The sequence below is a fragment of the Sphingomonas sp. CFBP 8765 genome, from assembly GCF_014841445.1.
Lineage (GTDB): Bacteria > Pseudomonadota > Alphaproteobacteria > Sphingomonadales > Sphingomonadaceae > Sphingomonas > Sphingomonas aerolata.
The window spans coordinates 352340-375500 of record NZ_JACYTY010000005.1 but is presented as its reverse complement, the minus strand read 5'-3'; the positions used below and the strand labels follow the sequence as shown (position 1 = coordinate 375500).

Annotated in this window: 23 protein-coding genes; 13 read left to right on the top strand and 10 right to left on the bottom strand. The window is 64.3% G+C overall.

Annotated features, from left to right (window positions below):
- Positions 1-51 precede the first annotated feature (51 nt).
- Positions 52-999: an aromatic alcohol reductase gene (locus IFT87_RS14925; protein ID WP_192191098.1), complete on the bottom strand. Its 948-nt coding sequence runs from the start codon at positions 997-999 to the stop codon at positions 52-54.
- A 69-nt stretch (positions 1000-1068) separates the two neighbouring features.
- Between IFT87_RS14925 and IFT87_RS14920 the strand changes: the two genes are divergently transcribed.
- Positions 1069-1506 carry a winged helix-turn-helix transcriptional regulator gene (locus IFT87_RS14920; protein WP_192191096.1) on the top strand — a complete coding sequence of 146 codons (438 nt, stop codon included), beginning with the start codon at positions 1069-1071 and terminating at the stop codon, positions 1504-1506.
- Between the two features lie 708 nt (positions 1507-2214).
- On the opposite strand, the gene arsH is transcribed toward IFT87_RS14920, so the two are convergent.
- The 4 genes from arsH to IFT87_RS14900 are packed head-to-tail and all read right to left on the bottom strand — an operon-like array spanning position 2215 to position 5063.
- Positions 2215-2967 carry an arsenical resistance protein ArsH gene (gene arsH, locus IFT87_RS14915; protein WP_192191094.1) on the bottom strand — a complete coding sequence of 251 codons (753 nt, stop codon included), beginning with the start codon at positions 2965-2967 and terminating at the stop codon, positions 2215-2217.
- Positions 2968-3004: 37 nt separating this feature from the next.
- Complete coding sequence (locus tag IFT87_RS14910; RefSeq protein ID WP_192191092.1) at positions 3005-4291, bottom strand: arsenic transporter; 1287 nt, start codon at positions 4289-4291, stop codon at positions 3005-3007.
- The gene (arsC, locus tag IFT87_RS14905) at positions 4291-4719 is read right to left on the bottom strand and encodes an arsenate reductase (glutaredoxin) (RefSeq protein WP_192191091.1); all 429 of its coding nucleotides are present in this window, start codon (positions 4717-4719) and stop codon (positions 4291-4293) included. Before arsC ends, IFT87_RS14910 begins: the two co-directional genes overlap by 1 nt.
- Positions 4720-4730: 11 nt before the next feature.
- Positions 4731-5063, bottom strand: coding sequence for an ArsR/SmtB family transcription factor (locus IFT87_RS14900; protein ID WP_192191089.1), 333 nt, complete (start codon positions 5061-5063; stop codon positions 4731-4733).
- 445 nt (positions 5064-5508) lie between these two features.
- Here IFT87_RS14900 and IFT87_RS14895 point away from each other — a divergent pair, with 445 nt between their 5' ends.
- The 4 genes from IFT87_RS14895 (at position 5509) to IFT87_RS14880 (ending at position 8982) form a co-directional block, all read left to right on the top strand.
- Positions 5509-6048: a hypothetical protein gene (locus IFT87_RS14895; protein WP_192191087.1), complete on the top strand. Its 540-nt coding sequence runs from the start codon at positions 5509-5511 to the stop codon at positions 6046-6048.
- 312 nt (positions 6049-6360) lie between these two features.
- The gene (locus tag IFT87_RS14890) at positions 6361-7497 is read left to right on the top strand and encodes a hypothetical protein (RefSeq protein ID WP_192191086.1); all 1137 of its coding nucleotides are present in this window, start codon (positions 6361-6363) and stop codon (positions 7495-7497) included.
- A gap of 362 nt (positions 7498-7859) precedes the next feature.
- Positions 7860-8420, top strand: coding sequence for a GDSL-type esterase/lipase family protein (locus tag IFT87_RS14885; protein ID WP_192191084.1), 561 nt, complete (start codon positions 7860-7862; stop codon positions 8418-8420).
- Positions 8421-8481: 61 nt separating this feature from the next.
- Positions 8482-8982 (top strand): TIGR02594 family protein, encoded by a 501-nt coding sequence (locus IFT87_RS14880; RefSeq protein WP_192191082.1) that lies wholly within the window; start codon positions 8482-8484, stop codon positions 8980-8982.
- A 791-nt stretch (positions 8983-9773) separates the two neighbouring features.
- On the opposite strand, the gene IFT87_RS14875 is transcribed toward IFT87_RS14880, so the two are convergent.
- Positions 9774-9992 carry a hypothetical protein gene (locus IFT87_RS14875; protein WP_031395698.1) on the bottom strand — a complete coding sequence of 73 codons (219 nt, stop codon included), beginning with the start codon at positions 9990-9992 and terminating at the stop codon, positions 9774-9776.
- A gap of 189 nt (positions 9993-10181) precedes the next feature.
- Positions 10182-10754 carry a TetR/AcrR family transcriptional regulator gene (locus tag IFT87_RS14870; RefSeq protein ID WP_249403363.1) on the bottom strand — a complete coding sequence of 191 codons (573 nt, stop codon included), beginning with the start codon at positions 10752-10754 and terminating at the stop codon, positions 10182-10184.
- Positions 10755-10914: 160 nt separating this feature from the next.
- Here IFT87_RS14870 and IFT87_RS14865 point away from each other — a divergent pair, with 160 nt between their 5' ends.
- Together IFT87_RS14865 and IFT87_RS14860 are read left to right on the top strand one after the other, a co-directional pair.
- Complete coding sequence (locus IFT87_RS14865) at positions 10915-12117, top strand: MFS transporter (RefSeq protein ID WP_342211169.1); 1203 nt, start codon at positions 10915-10917, stop codon at positions 12115-12117.
- A gap of 52 nt (positions 12118-12169) precedes the next feature.
- Positions 12170-13183 carry a zinc-dependent alcohol dehydrogenase family protein gene (locus IFT87_RS14860; RefSeq protein WP_192191079.1) on the top strand — a complete coding sequence of 338 codons (1014 nt, stop codon included), beginning with the start codon at positions 12170-12172 and terminating at the stop codon, positions 13181-13183.
- Positions 13184-13336: 153 nt separating this feature from the next.
- Here the strand turns inward: IFT87_RS14860 and IFT87_RS14855 are convergent, their stop codons facing one another.
- A complete protein-coding gene (locus tag IFT87_RS14855) occupies positions 13337-14959 on the bottom strand; it encodes an FAD-dependent oxidoreductase (RefSeq protein WP_192191077.1) in 1623 nt (540 codons plus the stop codon).
- Between the two features lie 172 nt (positions 14960-15131).
- On the opposite strand from IFT87_RS14855, the gene IFT87_RS20765 reads away from it, so the two are divergent.
- Positions 15132-15776: a cation:proton antiporter domain-containing protein gene (locus IFT87_RS20765; protein ID WP_342211168.1), complete on the top strand. Its 645-nt coding sequence runs from the start codon at positions 15132-15134 to the stop codon at positions 15774-15776.
- Positions 15776-16714, top strand: coding sequence for a cation:proton antiporter domain-containing protein (locus tag IFT87_RS20760; RefSeq protein ID WP_274602546.1), 939 nt, complete (start codon positions 15776-15778; stop codon positions 16712-16714). The genes IFT87_RS20765 and IFT87_RS20760 overlap by 1 nt, the downstream gene beginning before the upstream one ends.
- Before the next feature lie 51 nt (positions 16715-16765).
- Here IFT87_RS20760 and IFT87_RS14845 read toward each other — a convergent pair whose 3' ends face one another.
- Positions 16766-17356 (bottom strand): NADPH-dependent FMN reductase, encoded by a 591-nt coding sequence (locus tag IFT87_RS14845; RefSeq protein ID WP_031441411.1) that lies wholly within the window; start codon positions 17354-17356, stop codon positions 16766-16768.
- 71 nt (positions 17357-17427) lie between these two features.
- Entirely contained in the window at positions 17428-18255 is an 828-nt protein-coding gene (locus IFT87_RS14840; RefSeq protein ID WP_192191074.1) for an alpha/beta fold hydrolase, read from the bottom strand.
- Between the two features lie 423 nt (positions 18256-18678).
- On the opposite strand from IFT87_RS14840, the gene IFT87_RS14835 reads away from it, so the two are divergent.
- The 4 genes from IFT87_RS14835 (at position 18679) to IFT87_RS14820 (ending at position 23070) form a co-directional block, all read left to right on the top strand.
- Positions 18679-19743, top strand: a complete 1065-nt coding sequence (locus IFT87_RS14835) for a sensor histidine kinase (RefSeq protein WP_031441409.1) — start codon at positions 18679-18681, stop codon at positions 19741-19743.
- Positions 19740-20471, top strand: a complete 732-nt coding sequence (locus tag IFT87_RS20900) for a LytR/AlgR family response regulator transcription factor (protein ID WP_031441408.1) — start codon at positions 19740-19742, stop codon at positions 20469-20471. The genes IFT87_RS14835 and IFT87_RS20900 overlap by 4 nt, the downstream gene beginning before the upstream one ends.
- Positions 20472-20569: 98 nt before the next feature.
- A complete protein-coding gene (locus tag IFT87_RS14825) occupies positions 20570-21157 on the top strand; it encodes a DUF6265 family protein (RefSeq protein ID WP_192191072.1) in 588 nt (195 codons plus the stop codon).
- Entirely contained in the window at positions 21154-23070 is a 1917-nt protein-coding gene (locus tag IFT87_RS14820; protein ID WP_197975287.1) for an alpha/beta hydrolase-fold protein, read from the top strand. The genes IFT87_RS14825 and IFT87_RS14820 overlap by 4 nt, the downstream gene beginning before the upstream one ends.
- Positions 23071-23161: the final 91 nt, after the last annotated feature.

Below are 23161 nucleotides of genomic sequence, written 5' to 3'. Positions count from 1 at the left end.
AGGTTCGTCTTTGGGAAGGTCTCTACAGTCACCCCGCCCACATCATTCTTCTTATTGCGCCCCTCGCAAATCGGCATTGATCAGGGCTGCAACGTCGGTGACGGGAAGACCCTGACGATCATTGAACGTGCCTGCCTTCGGCCAGGACACACCGCGACCGATCGCGAAGGCGGCGCGGTACTTGCGCATCATGTTTTTCGGATCGTTCGCCAGCTCTTCCATCAGGAAAGGCACGGTCCAAACCGACCGCTTGAAGGCCCGGCCCAGTGCCACCTCCAACTTGTCTGCGATCTCACCATAACTGACGGTGTCACCGGCCAGGAAGACGATCTCGTTGCGAATCGTCGGCTCGAAGAATACGATCTCGGCGGTCAGCACTCCGATGTCATCCGGCGTCGTCAGCGTCACAGCGGTATCGAGGCTGCCGAGTGCGTGAACCTCGCTCTTCTCCAGATCGACGACACCAAAGTCCGGCTCGAACAAGTAGCTCAAGAACATGCCTGTGGAGATAATGACCCACTCGGTCTTGTCCTGTGAGCGCAGCAGCTCGCGCACGTCGAGCTGCGCATCGAAGATGTCCTGCGGCCCGCCGCGGCCGATCGCCTCGAAGTCGACGCCGAATTGCCACGGGAAATAGCGCGGGACACCGGATTGTAGCGCCGCCTTGGCGAGCTTCATCGGCGTGTTGATCCCGGCTGCGTAGCCCGCGCAGCCGATCACCGTATCGTAGCCCGAAAAGAGCGATGCCAGCTCATCGATGGTGTCGTTCACCAGGTCGCCGAGCACGATCTCGATCCCCGCTTCGCGGATCTCGGCGATATCACGCTGCTTGGAGGGATCGCCCGACTCGACGGCACTCTCGCGGAGAAGGACGCTGATCCTGGCGGCGTCGATGTTCTTGGCGTGACGCGCCAGATTGCGAAGCACGGGCATGCCAAGCTCGCCGGCACCCAGAACGAGGATATTGCGTGATTTCACATTGGAGACTGTATCGTTCATCGTTCTAACTCGTTTCACCGTGGATGCTGGTGATCTGGCAAGACACGGGCAAGCGTGAAAGATGGGTACATGCGTGATACTGCCGTTCAATCTCTAAACGAGGAGGACATCCTCCGATATTCGCAAACGGTTTGCGATGGCCTCCGGGACGATGACGACGGGGTGCGCCGTGAGGTGTTGGCCCATGCCGGTAACCGCTGGTCGCTTGGTGTCATCCATACGCTCGGCGTGTACGGCCAGCTTCGCCACGCGGAAATCGGCCGACGGATGCAAGGTATTACACAGCGGATGCTGACGCGCACGCTGCGCCATCTGGAGCGCGATGGATTGGTGGTGCGTCACGACTTCGAGGAGGTGGTTCCTCATGTAGAATATGCTCTATCCGAAACCGGATTGAAGCTACTGGTCATGATGGTTCCCCTGTGGACGTGGATCGTCGAAAACGTCGACAGCTTTCGCGCATCACGAGAGATGTTTGATCGGGAACATGCGGGAGAAGAGCCCTGAAGGCGACATCGGCTTACAGGCTTAACTTTCCAGAAATACCATCGTCTTTGGAAAAAGACCGCGCCCCGCTCTGTCTGCCATTGCAATAAACCGCTCCGTAAGCCGCCCGTCGACGCACTCTCCTATGCGCGAACCGGCGACATTCTCGTAGTATGGAAGCTCGACTGGCTAGTTTGTACCATGAAAGAACTAAGGCGGTGTCTGAGCCTTCGTCTCGGAAGCGCCATTTAAAGGTCGGCGACTTCAGACGCTGTCGGTGATTAGCAACAATTAGCTAAGCTCGATAAGCATTGATGTCGACTGTCTCGGTCGAAACATTACCGAGGTCTACTTATATCTTTTCAAAAACCCTAATTGCGTCGACACCCGATACAATAAGCCCGCTGCCAAATTCTTATTAAACGTGGCACTTTCTACCGTCTTGGCACTCTGGCCCTGAACGAGGCTAGGCCCTGATGATTAATCTTGGCATCTTGGCTGTTGATGACTGCTGAGCCAGTCAGAAGAAGCCGAGTTCCGCAGCGGTCAAATCCTATCCCTGCAACCAACCCGACGACAGGCCCGAAGCGAAAGCTTCGGGGCTGTCGTCGTCATTATGCCAGCGCATAGTGCGAACACGAAGACCAACTCGTCCCATGGATAGATGGTGGATACAGCTCTGGTCAAAGCCGTCGCGCTGCAGCGTGCCTGCCCACATTTGGCATTCGTTCATTGTAATAGATGCGACACCGTAGCGATGCTCGACAGATCGGTTGTCGGATCGATCGGGACGCCGGAAGCCTTCCGTTCCGAATACCGGTCGACGAGCTGGGCCGCGTGAGGGCGGAGCAGGACCGTGAAGCGGACCATCTCCTCCATCACGTCGACGATGCGATCATAGTAGCTGGACGGCTTCATCCGGCCGGCGTCGTCAAACTCCTCGAACGCCTTGGCGACGCTCGACTGGTTCGGAATCGTCACCATCCGCATCCAGCGGCCGAGGAGGCGCAGCGTGTTCACGCTGTTGAACGACTGCGATCCGGCTGACACCTGCATGACGGCGAGCGTCCGGCCCTGCGTCGGTCGCATCCCGCCCATCGACAGCGGCAGGTGATCCACCTGCAGCTTCATAATGCCGGTGATCTGGCCGTGCCGCTCGGGGCTGCACCACACATGCCCCTCCGACCACATCGACAGCTCGCGCAGTTCATGGACCGCCGGATGGTCGTCGCCAGCCACCTGATCGGGCAGCGGCAAGGTCGAGGGATCAAATATGCGCGTCTCGGCTCCGAAGAAGCGTAGCAGGCGCGCGGCCTCCTCGACGCAGAGCCGGGAATATGACCGCTCGCGCAGTGAGCCATAGAGCAGCAGGATGCGCGGGGGCGGGTCGCCCGCACCCAGTCCGATGGCGGGCCGGTCGCGCGTGTAGCGTCGATCGAGTGCGGGCAGATGGTCGGGGTCGGAAAGCGTGCGCAGGGGCATCAGGGGTATGTCCTGTCTTTGGTTCGATTCCACGGCATCAGGCGGCACCGAGCCGCAAAGCGAGCGCGGCGAGCGTTACCACCAGCACGGGGATCGTTAAGGTCGCTCCAATCCTGAAATAATAGCCCCAGCCGATGCGGATGCCCTTCTGCTCGAGCACGTGCAGCCACAGCAACGTCGCGAGCGAGCCGATCGGCGTGATCTTGGGGCCAAGGTCGCAGCCGATCACGTTGGTGTAGATCATGGCGTCCTTGATCGCACCCGTGGCGTGGGTCGCGTCGATCGACAGCGCGCCGACAAGCACGGTCGGCATGTTGTTCATGACCGACGACAGCAGCGCGGCGATGATGCCGGTGCCGAACGCCGCGCCCCACACACCGCCTTGGGTGGTGCGGTCGAGCAAACCGGCGAGGTGGTCAGTCAGACCGGCGTTCCGCAGGCCGTAGACGACCAGGTACATGCCGAGCGAGAAGATCACGACCTGCCACGGCGCGCCGCGCAGCACCTTGCGCGTCTCGATGACGCGGCCGCGCCCGGCGACGACGAGCAGCAGCACCGCGCCGGCAGCGGCGACTGCACTGACCGGGATGCCGATAGGTTCGAGCAGGAAAAAGCCCGCCAGAAGCGCCGCAAGGACGACCCAACCGGCCCGGAATGTCGCCCGATCGCGGACAGCGTCGGCCGGCGCGCGGAGCTGCGCCACGTTGTAGTCGGCTGGGACGTCACGGCGGAAGTACAGCAGCAGCACGATCAGCGTCGCACCGATCGACGCGAGGTCGACCGGCACCATCACCGACGCATAGTCGGCGAAGCCGATGCGGAAGAAGTCGGCCGACACGATGTTGACCAGGTTGGACACGATCAGCGGCAGGCTGGCCGTGTCGGCGACGAAACCGGCCGCCATGACGAACGCCAGCGTTGCCCTGTCGCGGTAGCCGAGCGCCCGCAGCATCGCGATGACGATAGGGGTCAGGATCAGCGCCGCGCCGTCGTTCGCGAACAGCGCCGACACGGCCGCGCCGAGAAGGACAATCAGGACGAATAGCCTATGGCCATGTCCTCCCGCGCAGCGAGCGACGTGCAGCGCCGCCCATTCAAAGAAGCCGGCCTCGTCCAACAGCAGGCTGACGATGATGATGGCGACGAACGTCGCAGTCGCGTTCCAGACGATACCCCACACCACCGGGACGTCGGAAAGCGAGACCACCCCGACGAGCAGCGCCACGACTGCCCCACCCAGCGCGCTCCACCCGATGCCGAGCCCCTTGGGCTGCCAGATGACGAGCGTGATCGTGGCGACGAAGATGGCGAGCGCGAGCAGCATCAAGCGACGCGCTGACCCGAGGCGTCCACCACCGCTTCGCCGTCCTCCTTGGCAAAGGCCCCCAGTTGCGGCTCGGGCAGCAGACCGAGGACCGCTTCGGACGGTCGGCACAGCTGCACGCCGAGCGGCGAGACGACCAGCGGCCGGTTGATGAGGATCGGATGCGCCATCATCGCGTCCACCAGCGCGTCGTCCGTCAGCGTCTCATCGCCAATCCCCAACTCCGCATAGGGCGTCCCCTTCTCGCGCAGCAGTTCGCGAGGCGTCATACCGGCGCGGTCAATCAGCTGGACCAGCAAAGCGCGCGAGGGCGGGGTTTTCAGATATTCGATGACGTGTGGCTCGATGCCGGCATTGCGGATCATCGCCAGCGTGTTGCGCGACGTGCCGCAGGCGGGGTTGTGGTAGATCACGATGTCGACGGCCATGGCGCGTCCTTTCAGCAGCAGGGGGTGAGTTCGGCCAGAAGCGGCACGCACAGCTCGGGCGAGCCGGCGCAGCAGTCCTTCACCAGGAAGAGCGTGAGTGCGCGCAGGCCGTCCAGATCAGCGCGGTAGATGATCGACCGGCTCTGTCGCTCGGAGCGGACGATGCCGGCGCGCGCTAGGATGCCGAGATGCGCGGACATGGTGTTCTGCGGCACGTCGAGCCGGCGGGCGATTTCGCCCGCGGCCATTCCGTCCGGTTCGTGGCGCACCAGCAGCCGGAACACGTCGAGCCTAGTGCCCTGAGCGAGCGCGCCAAGCGCAACGATAGCCGAATCATTATCCATAAATCCGGCATAGCGGATATGTCAGGCAGCAACAGCACGAACTTCCGACATGCCGGTTTTTTGGAGACTGCCGACCGTTTCCGATAAGGGCGAGGGCGCCGCGCTTCCCAGCCATTCCACTTGGGTGCCCAATCGGATACCCCGTGGCTATTCATACGCCCGAGAGCGGACATTCGCTCAGCCCGATGACGTCTGATCGTTCGTTTCCAGCGGTAACTCCCTAAAAGGTCTATCGAGAGAAGATATCGTGAAAGCGGACTAACCCGGCGGATGTCAGTGCCAAAGGCGGGCTGTCCAACAGCGGGCTCCTGCTCCGGTAAACCGGCTCAGTGGGAACCGCCAAGATTTGCTAGCCGCCCAACATACACTATCCCGGCTGAACGGACTTGGCTGTTGATAAGCACTAGTGCTAATATCAACCGGCAGCTCAATAACGGAGACAAAGATGTTTGCCGTTGCTCTTATGTTTTCCGAGGCGGTGGCCGTCGCTTCCAACCCGCTCGAATCCGGCAACGTCGTCAGGAGCGTACGGGAATCGATATGTGAACTGCGCGCACCCTCGATTGCCGACGACGCCATTGGTCTTCTGGCGCTGCCAGCGCCGAAGCAAAAGAACGAGATGGGGGTCTTGCTCCTGGTCAATTGTTCGGACCGAAAGATCATAAGCCTGCGGGATCCAAGTCGATCACGACGGCACGTGAACGAGTTTCCGTACGACCCGCGGGTCGTGACGAAATTGCGCCATGACCCCGGGCGCTACGAGATCCTCAACTTCAACCAGAGGTCCAACAATTCCGTTGGGGACCACACGACCCATTCAAAATCGACATATTGGACCGGGCCTTGCGAATATACGGGGCTTCAACTGACAACCGCCGCCGCAGGCGACGATCATAGCCGGCAAACGGTCGTCTTCGATCTCAACATCTGCAAGAACCAGATCCTCGCAATGCTCGAGCCCAACAGAGCAGTAATATCCCCGTAGGAAGGCGCCAGAGAGCCGCCTGCAGAATACCACCGCGTGCCGCGATCAACGTCCTGCCCAGTACGTGGTTTGGCGAATGCCCCTCGTCAGGGCGGCTTCGCTGAAGTCATAGGGAGGCGGATGCGGTGGCGCATTTAACACTCCACGCTCTAAAAACGGCCACCCGGTTTACCGCTCATCTATCGAGAGAGTCGGCATTCCTCTTCTGATCAGTTATTCGCTGCTGCAAAGATAAAAGTTTCGCAATACAGTCGCTGATGCGAGGTCAGGCTTGCAGCGGTGCAAGGTGCGACTCGAAGTGGAGGCCGGGTGATGATTGCTTTATTCTTCGCATTGTCGCTGCAGGCCGCCGCCCCCGATATCGTAATTTCTGGCAGGCAGCTTTCGGAAGCGTATGCAGCCTGCGTCGAGCAGGGCTGTCCGCCGTTGCGAGATGCACAGGCGTCGATCGCCTTTGCCGAGCAGCAATTCCGGGATGGTGCGTATCTCAAGGCGCGTCACACGCTTATGCGCGCCATATCTCGTAACAAGCGTCACGCTGCGACGGACCCGAAACCGGTGTCCGCATTGTATGAAGCATATGCGACCGTCTCTTTGCATGACGGTGATCTGGATGCGTTCAAGAGCGCGGTCGGTGAGCAGGTTCGCACGTTGCGCGACAATCTGCCGGCCAATGACCCGGCTGTCGTTGCCGCGGCATTTGCGACCGGCGATATGTGGCTCGCGATGCGCGGGGGGCGTAGTGCCGAGATTTCGTATAAGGCGGTGGAGCGTCAGGCGTTGGCGGACGGGAACGCGGTGCTCGCCCTGCAGGCGACGTTGCGCCGCGTCAGACTGGCCAACGCACGAGGCGACACGGCCGGTGCGGCCAGGCTTATGGCCGAAGCCGAAGCCCGGCCGATCGTGGCGGATCCAAAGCTGCGCAACCTGCTGCAAGTCGTCCGGTTGCGCTTGGCGGCGGGGCAAAAGGACAACGCGCAGATTGACCAGCTGGTGCGTGCGATCGGCCGCGATGGCTCGACCCGCCCTGAGCTGGTATGGGCGCCGCCTTATCGACCTACGGCGCTGGCGGCTGCGCAAGACGAAGCGCGCAAGTTCGACTTGCGCAATCCGCTTCCCGCGAGATCGTCCGATGTCGATCCGATCAAATGGGTCGACATCGGCTTCTGGATCCGACCCGACGGTAAGACGGACGAACCCGAAATCTTGCGCGGCTCGCGTTCGACGGGATGGGCAGGGTACCTCCTCAAGCAGGTTTCCGAACGACGCTACACCGGTTTTCCGACCAGCAGCACTGATCGGGGTGTCTACCGTGTCGAACGGTTCACCTTGCGCGGTACGTACCAGGTTCCAGTGGGGAGCCTGATTGCAAGGCGAGGGGGCGCTGCAAGGTTGGAAGTGCTCGACTTGACCCAGCCAGATACGTCCGGCTCGTCGAACCGCTCATAACGACAAATGTGAGACGGGCTCCGGCGGCGGCTGATGATGCAAAAGCTGCTTCGCTGGGGACGGCCATTTGGCGGGGCAGTTCGGGCATATTCATCGTTTGCCGTGCCACGTTGCAGGTACCACGCCACGTCATCCGCGCCGACGATCACGTTTTGGTGTTAGGCCATCACCCCATCCAGGCCGAAGATGTTGGCAAAAGGTCGTCTGGAACTTCTGATGGTGTGATGGTGTGATGGTGGCCGAAATGCGTATCGGCCGTCTGTATCTCGTTGCAGACGAAGGAGCACTAGCGTCAAAGGAGCGGCGCGATGGTGACCGGACGCCTTACATTGCATCGAACGTGAACTATCTCACAGCGGCGCATGACACTCGACCGACCTTTGATTCTCGCAATCGGCGACAGCCTGATTGCCGGTTACGGCCTGCCCGCCGCCGATAGCTTTCCCGTACAGCTCCAGGCATCGCTGCGGCGGGCATGTCCTTCTGCCCGCGTGGTGAATGCCGGGGTGTCGGGTGATACCACCGCTGATGTCCTACGACGCTTGCCCCGAATGCTCTCCACGCTCGACCAGCGACCCGCACTTGCGATTGTTCAGGTGGGACCGAACGATGTCCTGCGGCAGGTGCCGGTGGGGCGTACCCGAGCGCAGCTCGATCAGGTCCTGCTGAGCCTGGGCAATTGTGGCATTCCCGTGTTGTTGACGACCGTCGATCCCCCGATGTTCATCCGTGATCGGGCTGCTGCATATCTCGGCATTCACGCGGCGTTGGCCGCCGAACACGGCGCGACCGTCTGGCCATTCTTTCCGCCGGGCGTATTGGGACATGCCGATATGGTGCTGGCGGACCGGGTGCATCCCAATGCGAAGGCGATTGCCGCGGTGGTCGCAGCGATGCTGCCGATCGTGGAGAGGATGCTGTAATGCCCGCATTTGAGTGTAACCGCAGGCTTGTTCGTATCGCAGCCCCAGGGGCGGGCGGATCATGGTGACGGATCCGAAGTGGCTGAGAGTGGCGCGCACGAAGCTCGGCACGAAGGAAGCTGCGGGATCAGCGAACAGCGCGACGATCCTGGGTTGGGCAAAGCGGCCAACGCGGGTGCTGGGCATGGTCTACAACGCCGACAGCGTCCCGTGGTGCGGCGTGTTCGTCGCACACTGCCTGCAGGAAGATGGCATCGAGCCAGTCTCTATTGCGGTGCGGGCGACGTCATGGTCGACATGGGGATTGTCGTTGCGGCCGGAGCGCCTGGCGCCGGGCGCTGTGCTGGTGTTCGAGCGTCCTGGTGGCGGGCATGTCGGTTTCTATATCGGCGAAGACGCGACGGCCTATCATGTCCTCGGCGGCAATCAGGGCGACGCGGTGACCATCGCCCGGATCGCAAAGGATCGCTGTATCGCGCGCCGATGGCCAGCCGGCCGCCCCGTGATAGGCAGGCCGGTCCAGATGGCGGCACGGAAGCCGATCTCGACCGACGAAGCCTGATGGATATGCGCTGATTTCGTAGTGCGCACATCGGATCCAGATCCTGTCGTAACAGACCGTATCGGCAAGTAGTCGCTCGAGTGGCGCGTACGGTCTGACCACGCCGTACGGCCTCGACGATGAGATCCCCCGATTTGAGCCGCTGTGTCTGCGGCTCGCAGATCCCAAAGCTTCGATCGCCCCGGTAGATACGGTGACCGAGACCGGCACGGATTTCCGACAGTGCGATTCCCACCTCTGTCGCGGTCAGCGCTCGTTCGTGCAGGACAACCTGTCCGTCGGCCGCGGCGAGATCCGTTGATACGACGCGATATGCGCGCAGTGGGTCCGACCCTGCCAACAGGACGCCGGCGAGACTTGCGGGGTTCAGGACGATCGGGGTCGGATGTGTCGTCCCATCCCGCAGCAACGAACAGGGAACGCGCACGGGCGAGCCGTACTGCCTCCAGAGCGGCATTGCGGGTCTCATCGCCCTGCATCATGGTCGGGCCCATGCTTCAGTGGCGTCGAGCTCGACCATCCGATCGTCGATGACCACGATTGTCTCGGGATCCGCTCCACGCTTGACGAGTTCGTCGACGGCTTCCGCTCCCCACCCGCCATAGCAGCCGGAGCCAAACGGCGTTGTGCCGCGCCGTCTCGGGGTAAAACTGTGTCGACGCGGACGGCGCATGACGTGGTCTACGCACAGTTACGAACGACCCAAGGCGCTGCCGATCCGTTTTCGCCGTCGTGGCTTCGCGCCCAGGGTTGATGGGGTAGACGATACGATCTTCCGAAGCCGTGCCGGCCTATCGCAGACCGAACCCCGCGGTGCTGTTTGCGCCATCGTCGGTCCGCTCGCGACCGGCCAGCACGTTCTCGAGTTCAGCCAATGAATGGGGCACGTCGAGGTGCTGCGCCCCGATGAACAGGCGCGACCCGTTCCCCTCGGGTACTGCATGGGTCAGCTTGTCGATATCGACCAGCGCCTTGCCCTGCGGCAGTATTTCGATCTGAACAAATCGCATGTGATTTCCCATCTTGCGTCTGAGGGCTGGAGTGTCGCGCGGTCGACAACGAAGTGTTGTGCCCTGAAGCTACCCGACATGCTGACTTACGTCGCTAAGGTCGGCTTAAGGGCGAGGTGACGATTCCCGGAGTCAGAAAGCGGGTAGGGTGGTCGGAATGCCTGCGAGTCGGTCTCTTTTTCGGCGAGATTAGTGGAGTTTGCTCTCACGCTCCTGTCTGCCTTGAGCATCCCACGCCGCCATCGCGTGTTCGATGCCGGCCCGCAGCGTCTCGGTCGGAACGCCGTCCCGCGCCTGGATCGAGATCCCCAGCACCAGCCCGTCGTACAGCGCGGTGAGCCCCGCGACGTCCGTGGCGGGATCGAGATCGCCGGCGCTGACTCCGGCGGCGATACACCGCTGCAACGCCTGCCGGGTGATCTCCCGCTCGACACGGGTCAGCGCCCGAGTCGGCGCGCCGGCCTCGGACGAAACGATCGCTGACAGCGTCATCATGCACCCCTTCGGATGGGCAGGATCGGTCTGCACCGCAACCGACGCGATCAAAGCCTGTTCGAGCCGTGAGCGTGGCGATAGCGTCTCGTCGTCGAGCGCACCGACGATGCCGCCATGCACGGCGAGATAGCGCGCGAGCGTTTCGCGGTAGAGCGCTTCCTTCGACCCGAAGGCCGCGTAGAAACTGGCCGACGAGATGTCGCCCATTGCCTGACGTAGCGTGAGCAGCGACGCACCCTCATAGCCGTGTTCCCAGAACAGATGCATCGCGCTGTCCAGCGCTGCATCCCGGTCGAATCCACGCGGTCGTCCGCTCCGTGCCATATATGTCCGCTCCTGATTATGGACTACTCAATCCATTATCCGTTGACAAGGCAGGCCGCGTGGCCGAACGCGCTGGATCAGTCGATCCAGAAGTGAGTATTGCGTGATTCCGACACCCCGTCAGACCGACGAAGGCGCGAGTGAGACGCTGCCGATCTCCGCCTTGCTGGCGCTGGCAATGACCGGCTTCACCGCGATCCTCACCGAAACGCTCCCTGCCGGGCTGTCAACACACATGGCCGCTGGGCTTGACGTATCGGAGTCGCTCGCGGGGCAGACCATCACAGTCTATGCGGTCGGGTCGCTGCTCGCGGCGATCCCGCTGACGCTGTACACGCAAGGGTGGCGTCGCAAGCCGACCCTGCTCGTCGCGATCGTCGGCTTTCTGATCTTCAATTGCGTGACCGCGGTGTCAACATCCTATCCGCTGACGCTCGTCGCGCGGTTCATGGGCGGGGTCGCGGCGGGACTGGGATGGGGAATCATCGCGGGCTATGCCAGGCGGATGGTCGCCCCGCCGTTGCGCGGCAAGGCCCTCGCGATCGCGATGGTCGGTACACCGCTAGCACTCTCGATCGGCGTACCCCTGGGGGCGATGCTGGGCACGACGCTTGGCTGGCGCATGGCGTTCGGGCTGATGGCGATCACCACCCTCGTCCTGATCGGCTGGGTGTTGTGGCGCGTGCCGGACTTTGCCGGCCAGCCTGCCGAACAGCGGCTGTCGATCGCCAGCGTGTTCCGCACGCCGGGCGTTCGTCCCGTCCTGATTACGCTGTTTGCGTGGATCACCGGGCACAACATCCTCTACACCTACATCGCGCCGGTCGCCGCCTTGTCGGGCGTGCGGCAGAGGCTAGATCTGTTGCTGCTCGGATTCGGACTCGCCGCGCTGGTCGGGATCTGGGTGACGGGCGTGCTGATCGATCGCGCGCTGCGTCCGCTCGTGCTGGTCAGCCTCACGATGTTCGCAGTTGTCTCGCTGGCCTTCGCGCTGTTCGCGACTACCCCCGCGATGACGATCGCGGCGACGATCCTGTGGGGACTGTCGTTCGGCGGCGCAGCGACACAGCTGTCGACCGCGCTCGCCGATGCGGCGGGTGAGGGCGTCGACCTCGCCAATGCGATGCTCACGACGGTCTGGAACGGCGCGATCGCGACGGGCGGGATCGTCGGCGGGGTGATCCTCGACCATGCGGGAGCAGGACCGCTCGCCTGGGCCGTACTGGTGCCAACCCTTCTTGCCCTGGCGCTCGCAGTCCGCGCGCGCCGCCATGCCTTCAAGCCTGGTCCCCGTGCCTTCGAATAACGTGCCTTCGAATAAGGCGCCCATCGTGCGTGCCCATCAGGAGAAGATTTCGATGAAAGCCTTTCACATCGGTGCCCAGAACGGCATCAGCGGGTTAGTCGCCACGACCCGGCCCGCGCCGGTCGCCGGTCCCGGCGAAGCGCTGGTAGCGCCGCGTCTCGTCGGCCTGATCAGCCGCGACGTTCAGCTGCTGCGCGGCACCTACGGCGCCCGACAGCCCGAGACCCGCATTCCGATGTCTGAAGGCGTGGGCGAGGTGGTGGCGATCGGTGCAGGCGTGACCGAGGTCTCGGTCGGCGATCGCGTCGTATGCGGTCATTTCGCGACCTGGCTGGACGGCCCGTTCCGGGCGGACGTCTTTGCGCATGATATCGGCATCACGCATGACGGCTGGCTTGCCGAAAGGGTCGTTCTCCCCGCGGCTGCGCTGATCCGGGTGCCCGACGCGCTGGCCGACGCGGATGTCGCAGGTCTCGCCTCGGCCGGCCTGACCGCCTGGAATGCACTGGTCGAGGTCTGTCGGGTCGAGGCGGGTGAGACCGTACTCTGCCTCGGCACCGGTAGCGTTGCGCTGGCGGCACTGAAGATCGCCAAGACCCGTGGCGCACGCGTGGCGATCACGTCGTCACAGGACGCGAAACTTGAGACGGCGCGCAGCCTCGGGGCGGACATCACGGTCAATTACCGGACGTCACCGGATTGGGGGGCCGAGGTGATCGCACAGACCGAGGGGAAGGGCGCCGACATCGTGATCGAAACCGGCGGCGTCGACACGCTGGGGCACTCGATCGCAGCCGCGGCGATCAATGCGCGGATCATCATCATCGGCGTTTCACCGGGCGAGGGGCCGGCGATCCCCGATTATCTGTCGCTCATCACGAAGAACGTGACGATCCGCGGCATCGCCAATGGCAGCCGCGCGATGTTCGTCGATCTGCTCGACGCGATGGTGGCGAGCCGGATGACAACCGTCGTCGACCGGACGTTCGCCTTCGACGACGCACCGGACGCCGTCCGCTATTTCGCCGCGGCAGGGCATCTGGGCAAGGTGATGATCACGTTCTGATTACTGCAGCACGTCTGCCGCTGCGCACGTCTCTCACGGAGTTTCCTGCGCTGCCGCGCTTGATCTGGGTAGGGACGAATGACCAGTGTTGAAAAGCTTGGAGCGTTTTTCAAATGACCAACCGTCGGTCAGACCTGCGAAGGCAGCTTTCGTTCAGGCACGACCCAAGCCGCGCACATGCTCCCACACATTGGAGATCACGACCGATCCCTCTCCTACCGAGGACGCGACGCGTTTCACCGATCCGGCGCGCACGTCCCCGACGGCATAGATGCCCGCACAGGACGTGGCGAAAGGTGATAACGCGCCAGCCTCTTCGCCGGTGAGCACGAAGCCCTTGTCGTCGAGAGCGACCAGTTCGGCGAGCCAGCCCGTATTGGGTGCCGCACCGACCATCACGAAGACGGCGCAGCTTGCCACGGTGCGGTCGCCGTCTTCGTTGCGGATCGTCACCGCCTCCAGATTGTCCCCGCCATGAAGGCCGACGGCATGGGTGCCGTATTCGATGGTGATCGCGGGGTCTGCCTCGAGCCTGCTCGACAGATAGCTGGACATGGACGAGGCCAGGGTGTCGCCGCGCACCAGCAGGCGAACGTGGCGCGCCGTACGGCTGAGGAACATCGCCGCCTGCCCGGCCGAATTGCCGCCGCCGATGACCAACACCTCCGTATCGCGGCAGAAGCGCGCCTCATTCTCGGTCGCTGCATAATAGATGCCCGTGCCCTCGAACTCGGCGAGGCGTGCGATCGGCAGGCGTCTGTACTGGACCCCGGTGGCAACCACGACAGAGGCGGCGAGAACGAGCCGACCATTGGCGAAGGTTGCACAGAAGGCGCCATTGTCGAGCTGGTCCAGCGACTCGATGCGGCGGGGCATGACGAAGCGTGTGCCGAACTTCATCGCCTGCACCTCGCCGCGCCACACGAGATCGGCGCCGGAGATGCCAGTGGGAAAGCCCATATAATTCTCGATACGGCTGGACGTGCCGGCCTGGCCGCCGATCGCGGTCTCGTCGACCACCAGCGCGCGTAACCCCTCGGCTCCCGCATAAACGCCCGCCGACACGCCGGCGGGGCCGGCCCCGACGATGAGCACGTCGAAGGCCTCGTCTTCGGGAACGTCCTGATCGAGTCCGAGCAGCCGTGCCACCTTCTCCGGCGTCGGATCGCTCACCACCACGTCGCGGCCGAACACGACGACGGGCTCTAGCGGCGCGGTTCCGCAACTGCTGGCGACATGCGCGGCTTCGGCGCTGCCGAGCGGGTAGGACCGGTAGGGCAGGCGGTTGCGCGCAGCGAACTCGGCCACACGTCTGACGGCTCTGTTCTCGTCTTCGCCAACCAGAACCAGCATGCCATCGCCGGCATCCAGCTGCCGCCGACGGCGCGCGGCCAGGACCGTGATCACGATGTCCGACATCTCCGGTATCGCCGCCATCAGGCGAAGCATCGCGGATCGCGGGACTTCGACGACGGTCGTGTCGCTCGCGGCGCGCATCGGCAGCGACCAGGTGCCGCCGGACAGCAGAGAGATTTCGCTCATGAACTGGGTGGGCCCCAGCGTCGACGGCACGAGCCGATCGCCCGTGAACGGGTTGACGACCTCGATCTCCCCCTCTTCGACATACACGAAGCGGTCGGCCGGCGCGCCGATCTCGGCGAGCATTATTCCCTTGGGATAGTGCTTACGCGTCCCTGCGGCCCGGATCGCGGCAATATGCGCAGGCTGTAGCGGAACCCGCTGCATTTCCCGCAGGTCACGGCCGATCGTTTCCATGAGCGCTGTCCCCTATCCCCCTCGACACTAGCCCGGCGAACGTGACGACGGCAATCGCCCGGGAACGGCCCAGGCCACATGCGGGCGCGACCCGATACGCTGCCCGATCGCATTGACGCCGTTCGGGACAGCTTGCAGGACCACCGGGCGGGCAGGGAAAAGGGGCGGCTTTGTGCATCCAGCGGCGAATTTCGAGCTGATCATCCTGATGTTCCTGGTGGTGCTGGGGCTTCACTATCTGGCCCGGCGTCTGTCGCTGCCACCAGCAGCCGCGCTGATCGTCGGCGGATGCGCCGTCGCCTTCGTACCGGGTGTGCAAGGGATCGCGATCGATCCGGAGCTCGTGCTTGTCCTGTTTCTCCCGCCCCTGCTGATGGACGGCGCGTGGTTCACCGCGGTCGCGCCATTCCGGCGGCACATGGCCGGCATTCTTTCGCTGGCGGTTGGCGCCGTCTTCTTCACCACGGCGGTTGTGGCGGTCGTGACCAGGCTGCTGATGCCGGAACTGCCCTGGGCCGCCTGCGTCGCGCTGGGCGCGATCCTGTCGCCGCCCGATGCGGTATCCGCCCGCGCCGTGTTGCAACGGGTGACGCTCCCGCGCAGGCTGACCACGCTCCTCGAGGGCGAAAGCCTGCTCAACGATGCCGCGGGTCTGGTGCTGTTCCGGTTTGCAGTGGCGGCGGTGCTGACCGGCAGCTTCCATCTGGGGGCGGCGACCGGAACGTTTTTCGTGCTGGTGGCGGGCGGCATCGCGGTCGGCGCGGCGATCGGCGGGCTCTGGGTGGTTCTGCTCCGCCGGCTCGGCGATGTACGCTGATGATCGCAGCGACCGTGCTGGTCTGCTGGAGCGCCTATATCGCGGGCGAACTGCTGCACGTGTCCGGCGTCATTGCCGTCGTCACCGCGGGCCTTGTCTGCGGCTGGTATCAGCATGTCGTCTTCACCGCCCGCGTGCGCATCCGGGCAATGGCATTCTGGCAGGTGCTGGTGTTCCTTCTCGAAGCCACCGTGTTCCTGCTTATCGGCCTGTCCTTGCGGGGGTTGCTGGACCGGGTCGGCGGGGTCGATATCGTCATAGACACGATGGCGCGGCCTGTGCTGCTCATCGTCCTGGCGGTCGTCGCCGCGCGGTTCCTGTGGATCTTCGCGGTCGATGCCGGCGTCGCCACCGGTCGCCGCATCGGGTGGACGCGACAGCAACCGCTCGGAACGCGGGCGGCGGTGGTGATGAGCTGGGCCGGGATGCGCGGCGTGGTGACGCTCGCGGTCGCGCTTTCGCTGCCCGAGGCGATGCCGGCGCGGGATCTGATGCTCGTCACCGCCTTCGTCGTGATCCTCGTTACCGTCCTGGTGCAGGGCACCTCGCTCGGCTGGGTCATCTGGGCCCTGAAGCCGCACGACGACGGCAGCGCGCGACCGCCGCTTGATCTGCACGCCGCCGAGATGATGCTGTTCCAGGCGCAGTTGGCGCTTGTCGAGCGCGAGGCGGTGGCGGTCGACGGCACGGTCATCCATCCGCAGCTCCTGCGGCGCTACCGCACCCGTGCAACGGCGGCGGATGCGTTCGACGGTACGGCGGAGGAGCGAAACGTGGCGATCGCCAGCCATTTCGACGTCATCATCGCCGCGGTCGCGGCCGGCCGCGCCGAGCTGGTTCGCCTGCACCGTGCCGGCCGCATCGATGACGAGACGCTCCACGATCTCGAGCACGATCTCGACCTCGAGGAGCTGGCCGCAGCGGCAGCGAAGGGGTGAACAAGCTTGGTCGCTTGGAGCCGCGATGAAGAGGCGTGGACGTCGGCCGGATCAATAGGGCGGATCACGCCTCTCACGCTGGGCGCGGGCGGCCTGCGTCCACCAGCCGAGATCGTCGGCGAAGCGGGGGAAGGCGCGGGTGAGGGCGGCGCCACCGTCGCCCGCTGGTTTTCCGCTCGTATCGAAGGCATGGCCGATCCCACCCACCGCGATCGTACTGGACACCACCACCATGCCCATCTCGGACAGGATGCCGTGCCATGCGAGGCCGGCACGCGCACCGGCGAAACGTCCGGCCGAATAGCTGACGATCGCCGCTGGCCGCCAGTACCATTCCTCCAGGAAGTGGTCGGTGAGGTTCTTGAGTCCGGGCTGCACGCCCCAGTTATATTCGCCGGCCACGAAGACGAAGGCGTCGGCCGTCCTGATCTTTTCTGCGAGTGCTTCCAGCGCGGGCGGCGCCTCGCCGCTGGGATGTTCCTTGTACATCCGGTCGAGCATGGGGAGGTCGACCGCCCTGGCGTCGATGAGCTCGGCCGATGCACCGCGTTCGGCAAAGGCGCGGACGAGCCACTCGGCGAGGCGAATGCCCTGCCGGTCGGAACGATAGGAGCCGTAGAAGATCAGAACTCGGTCGCGCATCGCGGCAATTCCTCGTGAAGCGTGTCGTGCAGAAGCACGGAGCGCCCCATCGCTCCGTGCCCTGCCATGGATCAGCCTTCGATGAAGGCCAGCAGATCGGCGTTGATCCGATCGGCGTTGGTAACCGGCATGCCGTGGGGAAAGCCGGGGTAGGAGATGAGCTTGGCGTCTTTCACGATTTCAGCCGACATCTTGCCGGTCGTGGCAAACGGAACAACCTGGTCGTCCTCGCCGTGCAGGACCAGCGTCGGCACGTCGATCGCCTTGAGATCGTCGGTGAAGTCGGTCTCGGAGAAGGCCTTGATGCCCAGCGTATGGGCGAGCGCCGAGCCCATCATGCCCTGGCGCCACCAGTTGAGCCGCACCGCCTCTTTCACCTCCGCGCCGTCGCGGTTGTAGCCGAAGAAGGGCAGCGTGAAGTCGTAATAGAATTGCGAACGGTTCGTGGCCGTCTGCTCGCGGACCATGTCGAATACGTCCATCGGCACGCCGTCCGGGTTGGCATCGGTCTTGACCATGATGGGTGCGACCGCACTGACCAGCACGGCCTTTTTGACCCGCCCGGGCTTGGCGCGCGCGACATAGCGGGCGACCTCGCCACCGCCGGTCGAGTGGCCGACATGGACGGCATCGCGCAGATCGAGCGCGTCGGTCAGCGCGATGACATCGGTGACATAGCTGTCCATGTCGTGACCGCCCGCCGACTGGGTCGAACGGCCATGCCCGCGGCGGTCATGCGCGATAACACGATAGCCCTTCTGGACGAAGAACATCATCTGCGCGTCCCAGTCATCCGCGCTGAGCGGCCAGCCGTGGTGGAACATGACGACGGGCGCATCCATGTTGCTCCAGTCCTTGTAGAAGATTTCGGTCTTGTCGACGGTGGTGACGAACGGCATTCGATGTCTCCTCGGGCTTGGTCGGGTACGCGGCACGCTACAGAGTGAAGGTGACAATCAGGCGGCGTCGACGAGGACGATCTCTCTATCCTTGATAGCGGTCATGCGCAGCACGGCCTAGTCGGCAACGGTGGCCCCCTCTCGCCGATCGAGACGCGTGAAGTTGACCTTGATACGACCCGATCGCCGGTATCAAGTCGCTACTCTGGTCGGCGCCGACTGGATATTCGGCGATTGCCTTCGGCAGGGCCTGCACCGCGTCGGAATGCGCCGCCTCGCGCGCATCGCGACACCGACCGAATAGACGTTGCCGAGGCAGAATTCGTCGGTCGCGAATTTGGGGAGCACGCAGACGTCGGCGGCCGTCAGGCTCGGTCCCCGCCGGGCAGCTGTTCAATGTCGGGCGAATGTGCATGATTGGCCATGACCGCAGCGCATCGGCAACGCCTTGTTCGCTATCTGGGCATTTGGGCCGCATGGCTGGCTGTCGCGGTGGTGACGGCGTTCCAGACCTATGCCGCGGGTTTCGCGGGTGGGCCAAAGCTCGCGCTGGGGCAGGCATTGGTCAATGGACTGATCTGGTATTCGGCCTGGGCAGCACTGACGCCCGGGGTCGTCGCGGTGGCGCGGGCGTTCGCCGACGAGCGGCGGCTGGGCAGGCTGCTGGCCATCCATCTGGCCTTCGGGCTGCTCTTCGCGGTGCTGCACGCGGCGCTCTACAGTGCGATGAACGCGATGATCTATGTCCGCGCGCCCTGGGCGCCGTGGAGCAATGGGCTGCTGATCACGAAGCTGGCGATCAGCATCCACGTCCATCTGATGATCTACGCGCTGCTCGTCGCGATCGTGCTCGGCGCGCGCGCCTATCGGACGATGCGCGATCGCGAAGTCGCGGCGGCGCGGCTGGAGGCGCAGCTCGCAGAGGCGGAAACCGCGGCGTTGCGCGCGCAGTTGCAGCCGCACTTCCTGTTCAACACCCTCAACGCCATTTCCGCGCTGGTGCCCGACGATCCGATCGTCGCCCAGCGGCTGATCGCGCGGCTGGGCGATCTGCTGCGACTGTCGATCGATCAGCGCAGGTCGCAGCACAGCGCGCTCGCCGATGAACTCGACTTTACCGACACGTATCTCGCGATCGAGGAAGCCCGGTTGGGCGAGCGACTGCGGATCGTCCGCGCCATCGCGCCCGGGTTGGAGACCGTCCAGGTGCCGGCGCTGCTGCTGCAGCCGCTGGTCGAGAACGCGGTGCGCCACGGGATTGCGCCGACGATCGAAGGTGGCACGCTGACGATCGAGGCGAAGCCCGCGGGTGACATGCTGTGGATCAGCATCGCCGACAACGGCAAGGGCGCGGGCGCGATCCGCGAGGGCGTCGGGCTCGGCAACGCACGCCTCAGGTTGCGCCACCTCTACGGCGAGCGCCAGTCGCTCGAGATCGACACAGCGCCGGGCGAAGGTTTCCGTGTCATCATCCTGGTGCCGCAGTGATCCGGACCCTCATTGTCGATGATGAGCCGCTGGCACGCCGCGCTTTGCGCCAGTCGCTGGCAGGGCACGACGATTTCGAAGTGGTCGGCGAAGCGGGGCACGGGGCGGAAGCAGTGGCGGCAATCGGCACGCTGCGGCCCGACCTTGTGTTCCTCGACGTCCAGATGCCCGAGATGGACGGCTTCGGCGTGATCGAGGCCATCGGCGTGGATGCGATGCCGCTGGTCGTGTTCGTGACGGCGTTCGATGCCTATGCGGTGCGCGCCTTCGAGGCGGAGGCGCTCGATTACCTGCTCAAGCCGTTCGACGACCAGCGCTTTGCCCGCGTTATCGAGCGGGTGCGGCGACACATCGACACGGGCGACGGCCAGCGCGACGGGATGCGATCGCTGCTCGGCGGGCAGGGCCGGCTAGTCGCGCGCGGCAATGGCGCGGCGCAACTGGTTCGGCTCGACGAGATCGACTGGATCAGTGCGGCGGGCGACTATGCCGAAGTCCATGCCGGCGGACGCAGCTTGCTGATCCACGAATCATTGACGTCGCTCGAGGCGCGGCTGCCCCATGCCGCGTTCGCGCGCATCCATCGCGCCGCGATCGTCCGGCTCGACCGATTGGTCGAAGTCCGGCCCGGCACCCATGGCGACGGCTCGGTGCGGCTGGCGTGCGGCGCGGAGCTCCGGTTCAGCCGTCGATATCGCGAGCCAATCGACGGCTACCTTACCCGCTGATCCCGCTTAACGATCCGCTGGACCCGCCCGGCGAAAATCCATTGCCGGGAAACCCCGTTCCGGGCCCGTATGCCGCTCAACCAAAACAGGGGGTGGGCATGGGGTTGAGGCACAGGGCATATGCACCTTTCAGGTTTCCGACGGCGGTAATCGCGCTGGCGATCCTGTTCCACGCAAGCCCTTCATCGGCGCAACTCGCCAACCCCCGGGCCATGATCAAGCTCCACGCTGAAGGCCGCCAGGCCCCGCGTGCGACGATCGCCGACATGGCGTGGATCGAGGGCCACTGGATCGGCGACATGCCCGATGGGCCGGTCGAGCATGTGCTTCTCAGTCCTCGCTTTGGGCAGCTTCCGGGCTTCGTCCGCGCGTTAGCTCCCCAGAACCTGGCCTTTTACGAGATCGGCGTGTTCGTCGAGATTGGAAATTCGCTGACTCTTCGGGTCAAGCACTTCACGCCGGAACTCGCCGGTTTGGAAGCGCAGGCGGCTTATATCGACCGTCCGCTGGTCGATCGCGATTCGACCAGCTTCTACTTCGACGGCGCGACTTTCTCGCGAACCGGGCCGGATAGCTTCACGGTCTATTTTCTCAATCGCTCGGACGGCCAGGAACGTGAGACACTCGTGATTCCCTTCCGGCGTACATCAGGCCCCGCGCGGCGAAGCGATGGAGCACCGTCATGAGCGCGCTATGCAAGCTTTACGCCGTTGCCTGTTGCTTGCTGGCGCTGTTCGTCGCTCCGGCGATGGCGCAGCCGCAGGGCCGGCTGGTTGTCAGCACGCTGCAATCGACCAGCTTCGCCGGCAGCAAGATCGGCATTTCGCCAGTCCGCAACCTCACGGTCTACCTGCCGCCGCGCTACGCCGAGGCAGGCAAGCGATTTCCCGTCCTCTACTTCCTCAACTATTTCTTCGAAGATCACCGCGAACCCTTCGCCAGCCACGGCGCAAAGGCGTTACTGGACAAGGCGATAGGGCAGGGTCTGATCGGCGACGTCATCGTCGTGACCGCCGACTTCACGACCCCCGCGGGCAGTTCATGGTACGTGAATTCGCCGGCGACGGGCAATTGGGAGGATTTCATGGTGCGCGAGCTGGTGCCGCACATCGATGCCACCTACCGCACGCTTCCTACCCGGGATTCGCGCGGGATCGCGGGGGACGGTCCGGGGGCGTATGGCGCGATCCGTTTCGGCATGCGCCATCCCGAAATATTCGGCGCGGTCTATGGCATGCAGCCGGTGGCGAGCGGGCCGAATATCCAGCCGACGCACAGCCGCCCGAACTTCGAACGCATGGCGCGCGCGACATCGCTCGACGATCTGCGGGACGACGGCTTCTCGCTGATCTTCACGTCGATCTATCAGGCCTTTTCGCCGAACCCCAATCGACCGCCGCTGTTCTTCGATCCACCGGCGCGGCGTGTCGACGGGCGCATCGTAGTGGACAGCGACCGTACGGCGCGTTTTAAACAGGGATTCGCGCTGTCGGCCTTGCTCCCCGCTTATGCCGACAATCTCAAATCGCTGCGGGGCTTCAAGTTCGACTGGGGGCGTCAGGACACGCTGGTCGATCATGTCTATGGCGCGCAGGCCTTTTCCAATCTCCTCGCCGAATATGGCGTGCCGCATGAAGCCGAGGAGCATGGCGGCGGCTTTCGCGACCGGCATTGGGGCGAGCAGGGGCGCTTCTACACCGATGTGCTGCCCTTCATCGCGCGGCACCTGTTGTTCGGACCTCCCGCGACGCCGACCGAACGCGTCAACGCCGCACACGGAAAGCTGCGCGAGTCGATACTTTCCAACGATGCCGATGCGCGCGCCGCGCTCTACCGCGCGGACGCGCTGAGCATGCCTGAATATCAACCCGCGCTGCATGGCACCCGCCAGATTGCCGCCTATCACCGCGCGATGCGTGAACGGCGGCAGGTGGTCAGCTATGTGCCGGTCGCAAGCGAAGTCTTCGACCTGGGCAACACACTGGTCGAGATCGGAACCTTCACGATCCGCTGGTCCGACCGCGCCGACGAGGAGCGGGGAAAATACGCGCATGTCTGGGGCGTCGAGCGGGACGGCAGCCTCAGGCTCAAGGCCGACACCTGGGGCTATTTCCGCCCGCTGGCCGATTCCGCGGGCTTCTTCACCGCGATCCCGGAGCCGTCGTCCTCGCCCATCCCGCTAGCCGCAGGCGATCGGTCCGTGGGCGAATTGCTGCGAGCCCATAACGACCGCGACGCCGAGGCCGTGCGGACCAAGGATGTCGAGGCGAAGCTCGTGGATTATACCGGCGACGCCATCTTCATGCCCTTCGCCGATACGCCCAAACGCGGCATGGCCGAGATCCGCCCCTATCTGACCGCCTATACCGCAGCGGGAACCGGCGCGACCTTCCGCGACGTGCGGGTCTGGACCCTGGCGTTCGAGAACCACGGTGCGTGGGTAATCGAATATCCCAAATTCCGCGTCGAGTGGACCGCGGGGGGCCAGTCCGGCACCGTCACGGGCGGCGGCATCCGGCTCTGGCAGCGTCAGGCTGGCGGCTCGCTCAAGCTGCATCGCCAGATCGGAACGCACGACTATGTCGTCCCGGCCCGGTAAGGCGGCGCCCCGCTTGGTCCGATTGGCGGCAGGCATTCCGCTATCAGCCTGACATCGGAGCTCTTCGTTCGAGGCGGGCATTTACAAGCGT

Coding starts and splice junctions, on each gene's coding strand:
- IFT87_RS14925 (WP_192191098.1), bottom strand. CDS start 999: ATGAACGATACAGTCTCCAATGTGAAATCACGCAATATCCTCGTTCTG.
- IFT87_RS14920 (WP_192191096.1), top strand. CDS start 1,069: ATGCGTGATACTGCCGTTCAATCTCTAAACGAGGAGGACATCCTCCGA.
- arsH (WP_192191094.1), bottom strand. CDS start 2,967: ATGCCCCTGCGCACGCTTTCCGACCCCGACCATCTGCCCGCACTCGAT.
- IFT87_RS14910 (WP_192191092.1), bottom strand. CDS start 4,291: ATGCTGCTCGCGCTCGCCATCTTCGTCGCCACGATCACGCTCGTCATC.
- arsC (WP_192191091.1), bottom strand. CDS start 4,719: ATGGCCGTCGACATCGTGATCTACCACAACCCCGCCTGCGGCACGTCG.
- IFT87_RS14900 (WP_192191089.1), bottom strand. CDS start 5,063: ATGGATAATGATTCGGCTATCGTTGCGCTTGGCGCGCTCGCTCAGGGC.
- IFT87_RS14895 (WP_192191087.1), top strand. CDS start 5,509: ATGTTTGCCGTTGCTCTTATGTTTTCCGAGGCGGTGGCCGTCGCTTCC.
- IFT87_RS14890 (WP_192191086.1), top strand. CDS start 6,361: ATGATTGCTTTATTCTTCGCATTGTCGCTGCAGGCCGCCGCCCCCGAT.
- IFT87_RS14885 (WP_192191084.1), top strand. CDS start 7,860: ATGACACTCGACCGACCTTTGATTCTCGCAATCGGCGACAGCCTGATT.
- IFT87_RS14880 (WP_192191082.1), top strand. CDS start 8,482: ATGGTGACGGATCCGAAGTGGCTGAGAGTGGCGCGCACGAAGCTCGGC.
- IFT87_RS14875 (WP_031395698.1), bottom strand. CDS start 9,992: ATGCGATTTGTTCAGATCGAAATACTGCCGCAGGGCAAGGCGCTGGTC.
- IFT87_RS14870 (WP_249403363.1), bottom strand. CDS start 10,754: ATGCATCTGTTCTGGGAACACGGCTATGAGGGTGCGTCGCTGCTCACG.
- IFT87_RS14860 (WP_192191079.1), top strand. CDS start 12,170: ATGAAAGCCTTTCACATCGGTGCCCAGAACGGCATCAGCGGGTTAGTC.
- IFT87_RS14855 (WP_192191077.1), bottom strand. CDS start 14,959: ATGGAAACGATCGGCCGTGACCTGCGGGAAATGCAGCGGGTTCCGCTA.
- IFT87_RS20760 (WP_274602546.1), top strand. CDS start 15,776: ATGATCGCAGCGACCGTGCTGGTCTGCTGGAGCGCCTATATCGCGGGC.
- IFT87_RS14845 (WP_031441411.1), bottom strand. CDS start 17,356: ATGCGCGACCGAGTTCTGATCTTCTACGGCTCCTATCGTTCCGACCGG.
- IFT87_RS14840 (WP_192191074.1), bottom strand. CDS start 18,255: ATGCCGTTCGTCACCACCGTCGACAAGACCGAAATCTTCTACAAGGAC.
- IFT87_RS14835 (WP_031441409.1), top strand. CDS start 18,679: ATGACCGCAGCGCATCGGCAACGCCTTGTTCGCTATCTGGGCATTTGG.
- IFT87_RS14825 (WP_192191072.1), top strand. CDS start 20,570: ATGGGGTTGAGGCACAGGGCATATGCACCTTTCAGGTTTCCGACGGCG.
- IFT87_RS14820 (WP_197975287.1), top strand. CDS start 21,154: ATGAGCGCGCTATGCAAGCTTTACGCCGTTGCCTGTTGCTTGCTGGCG.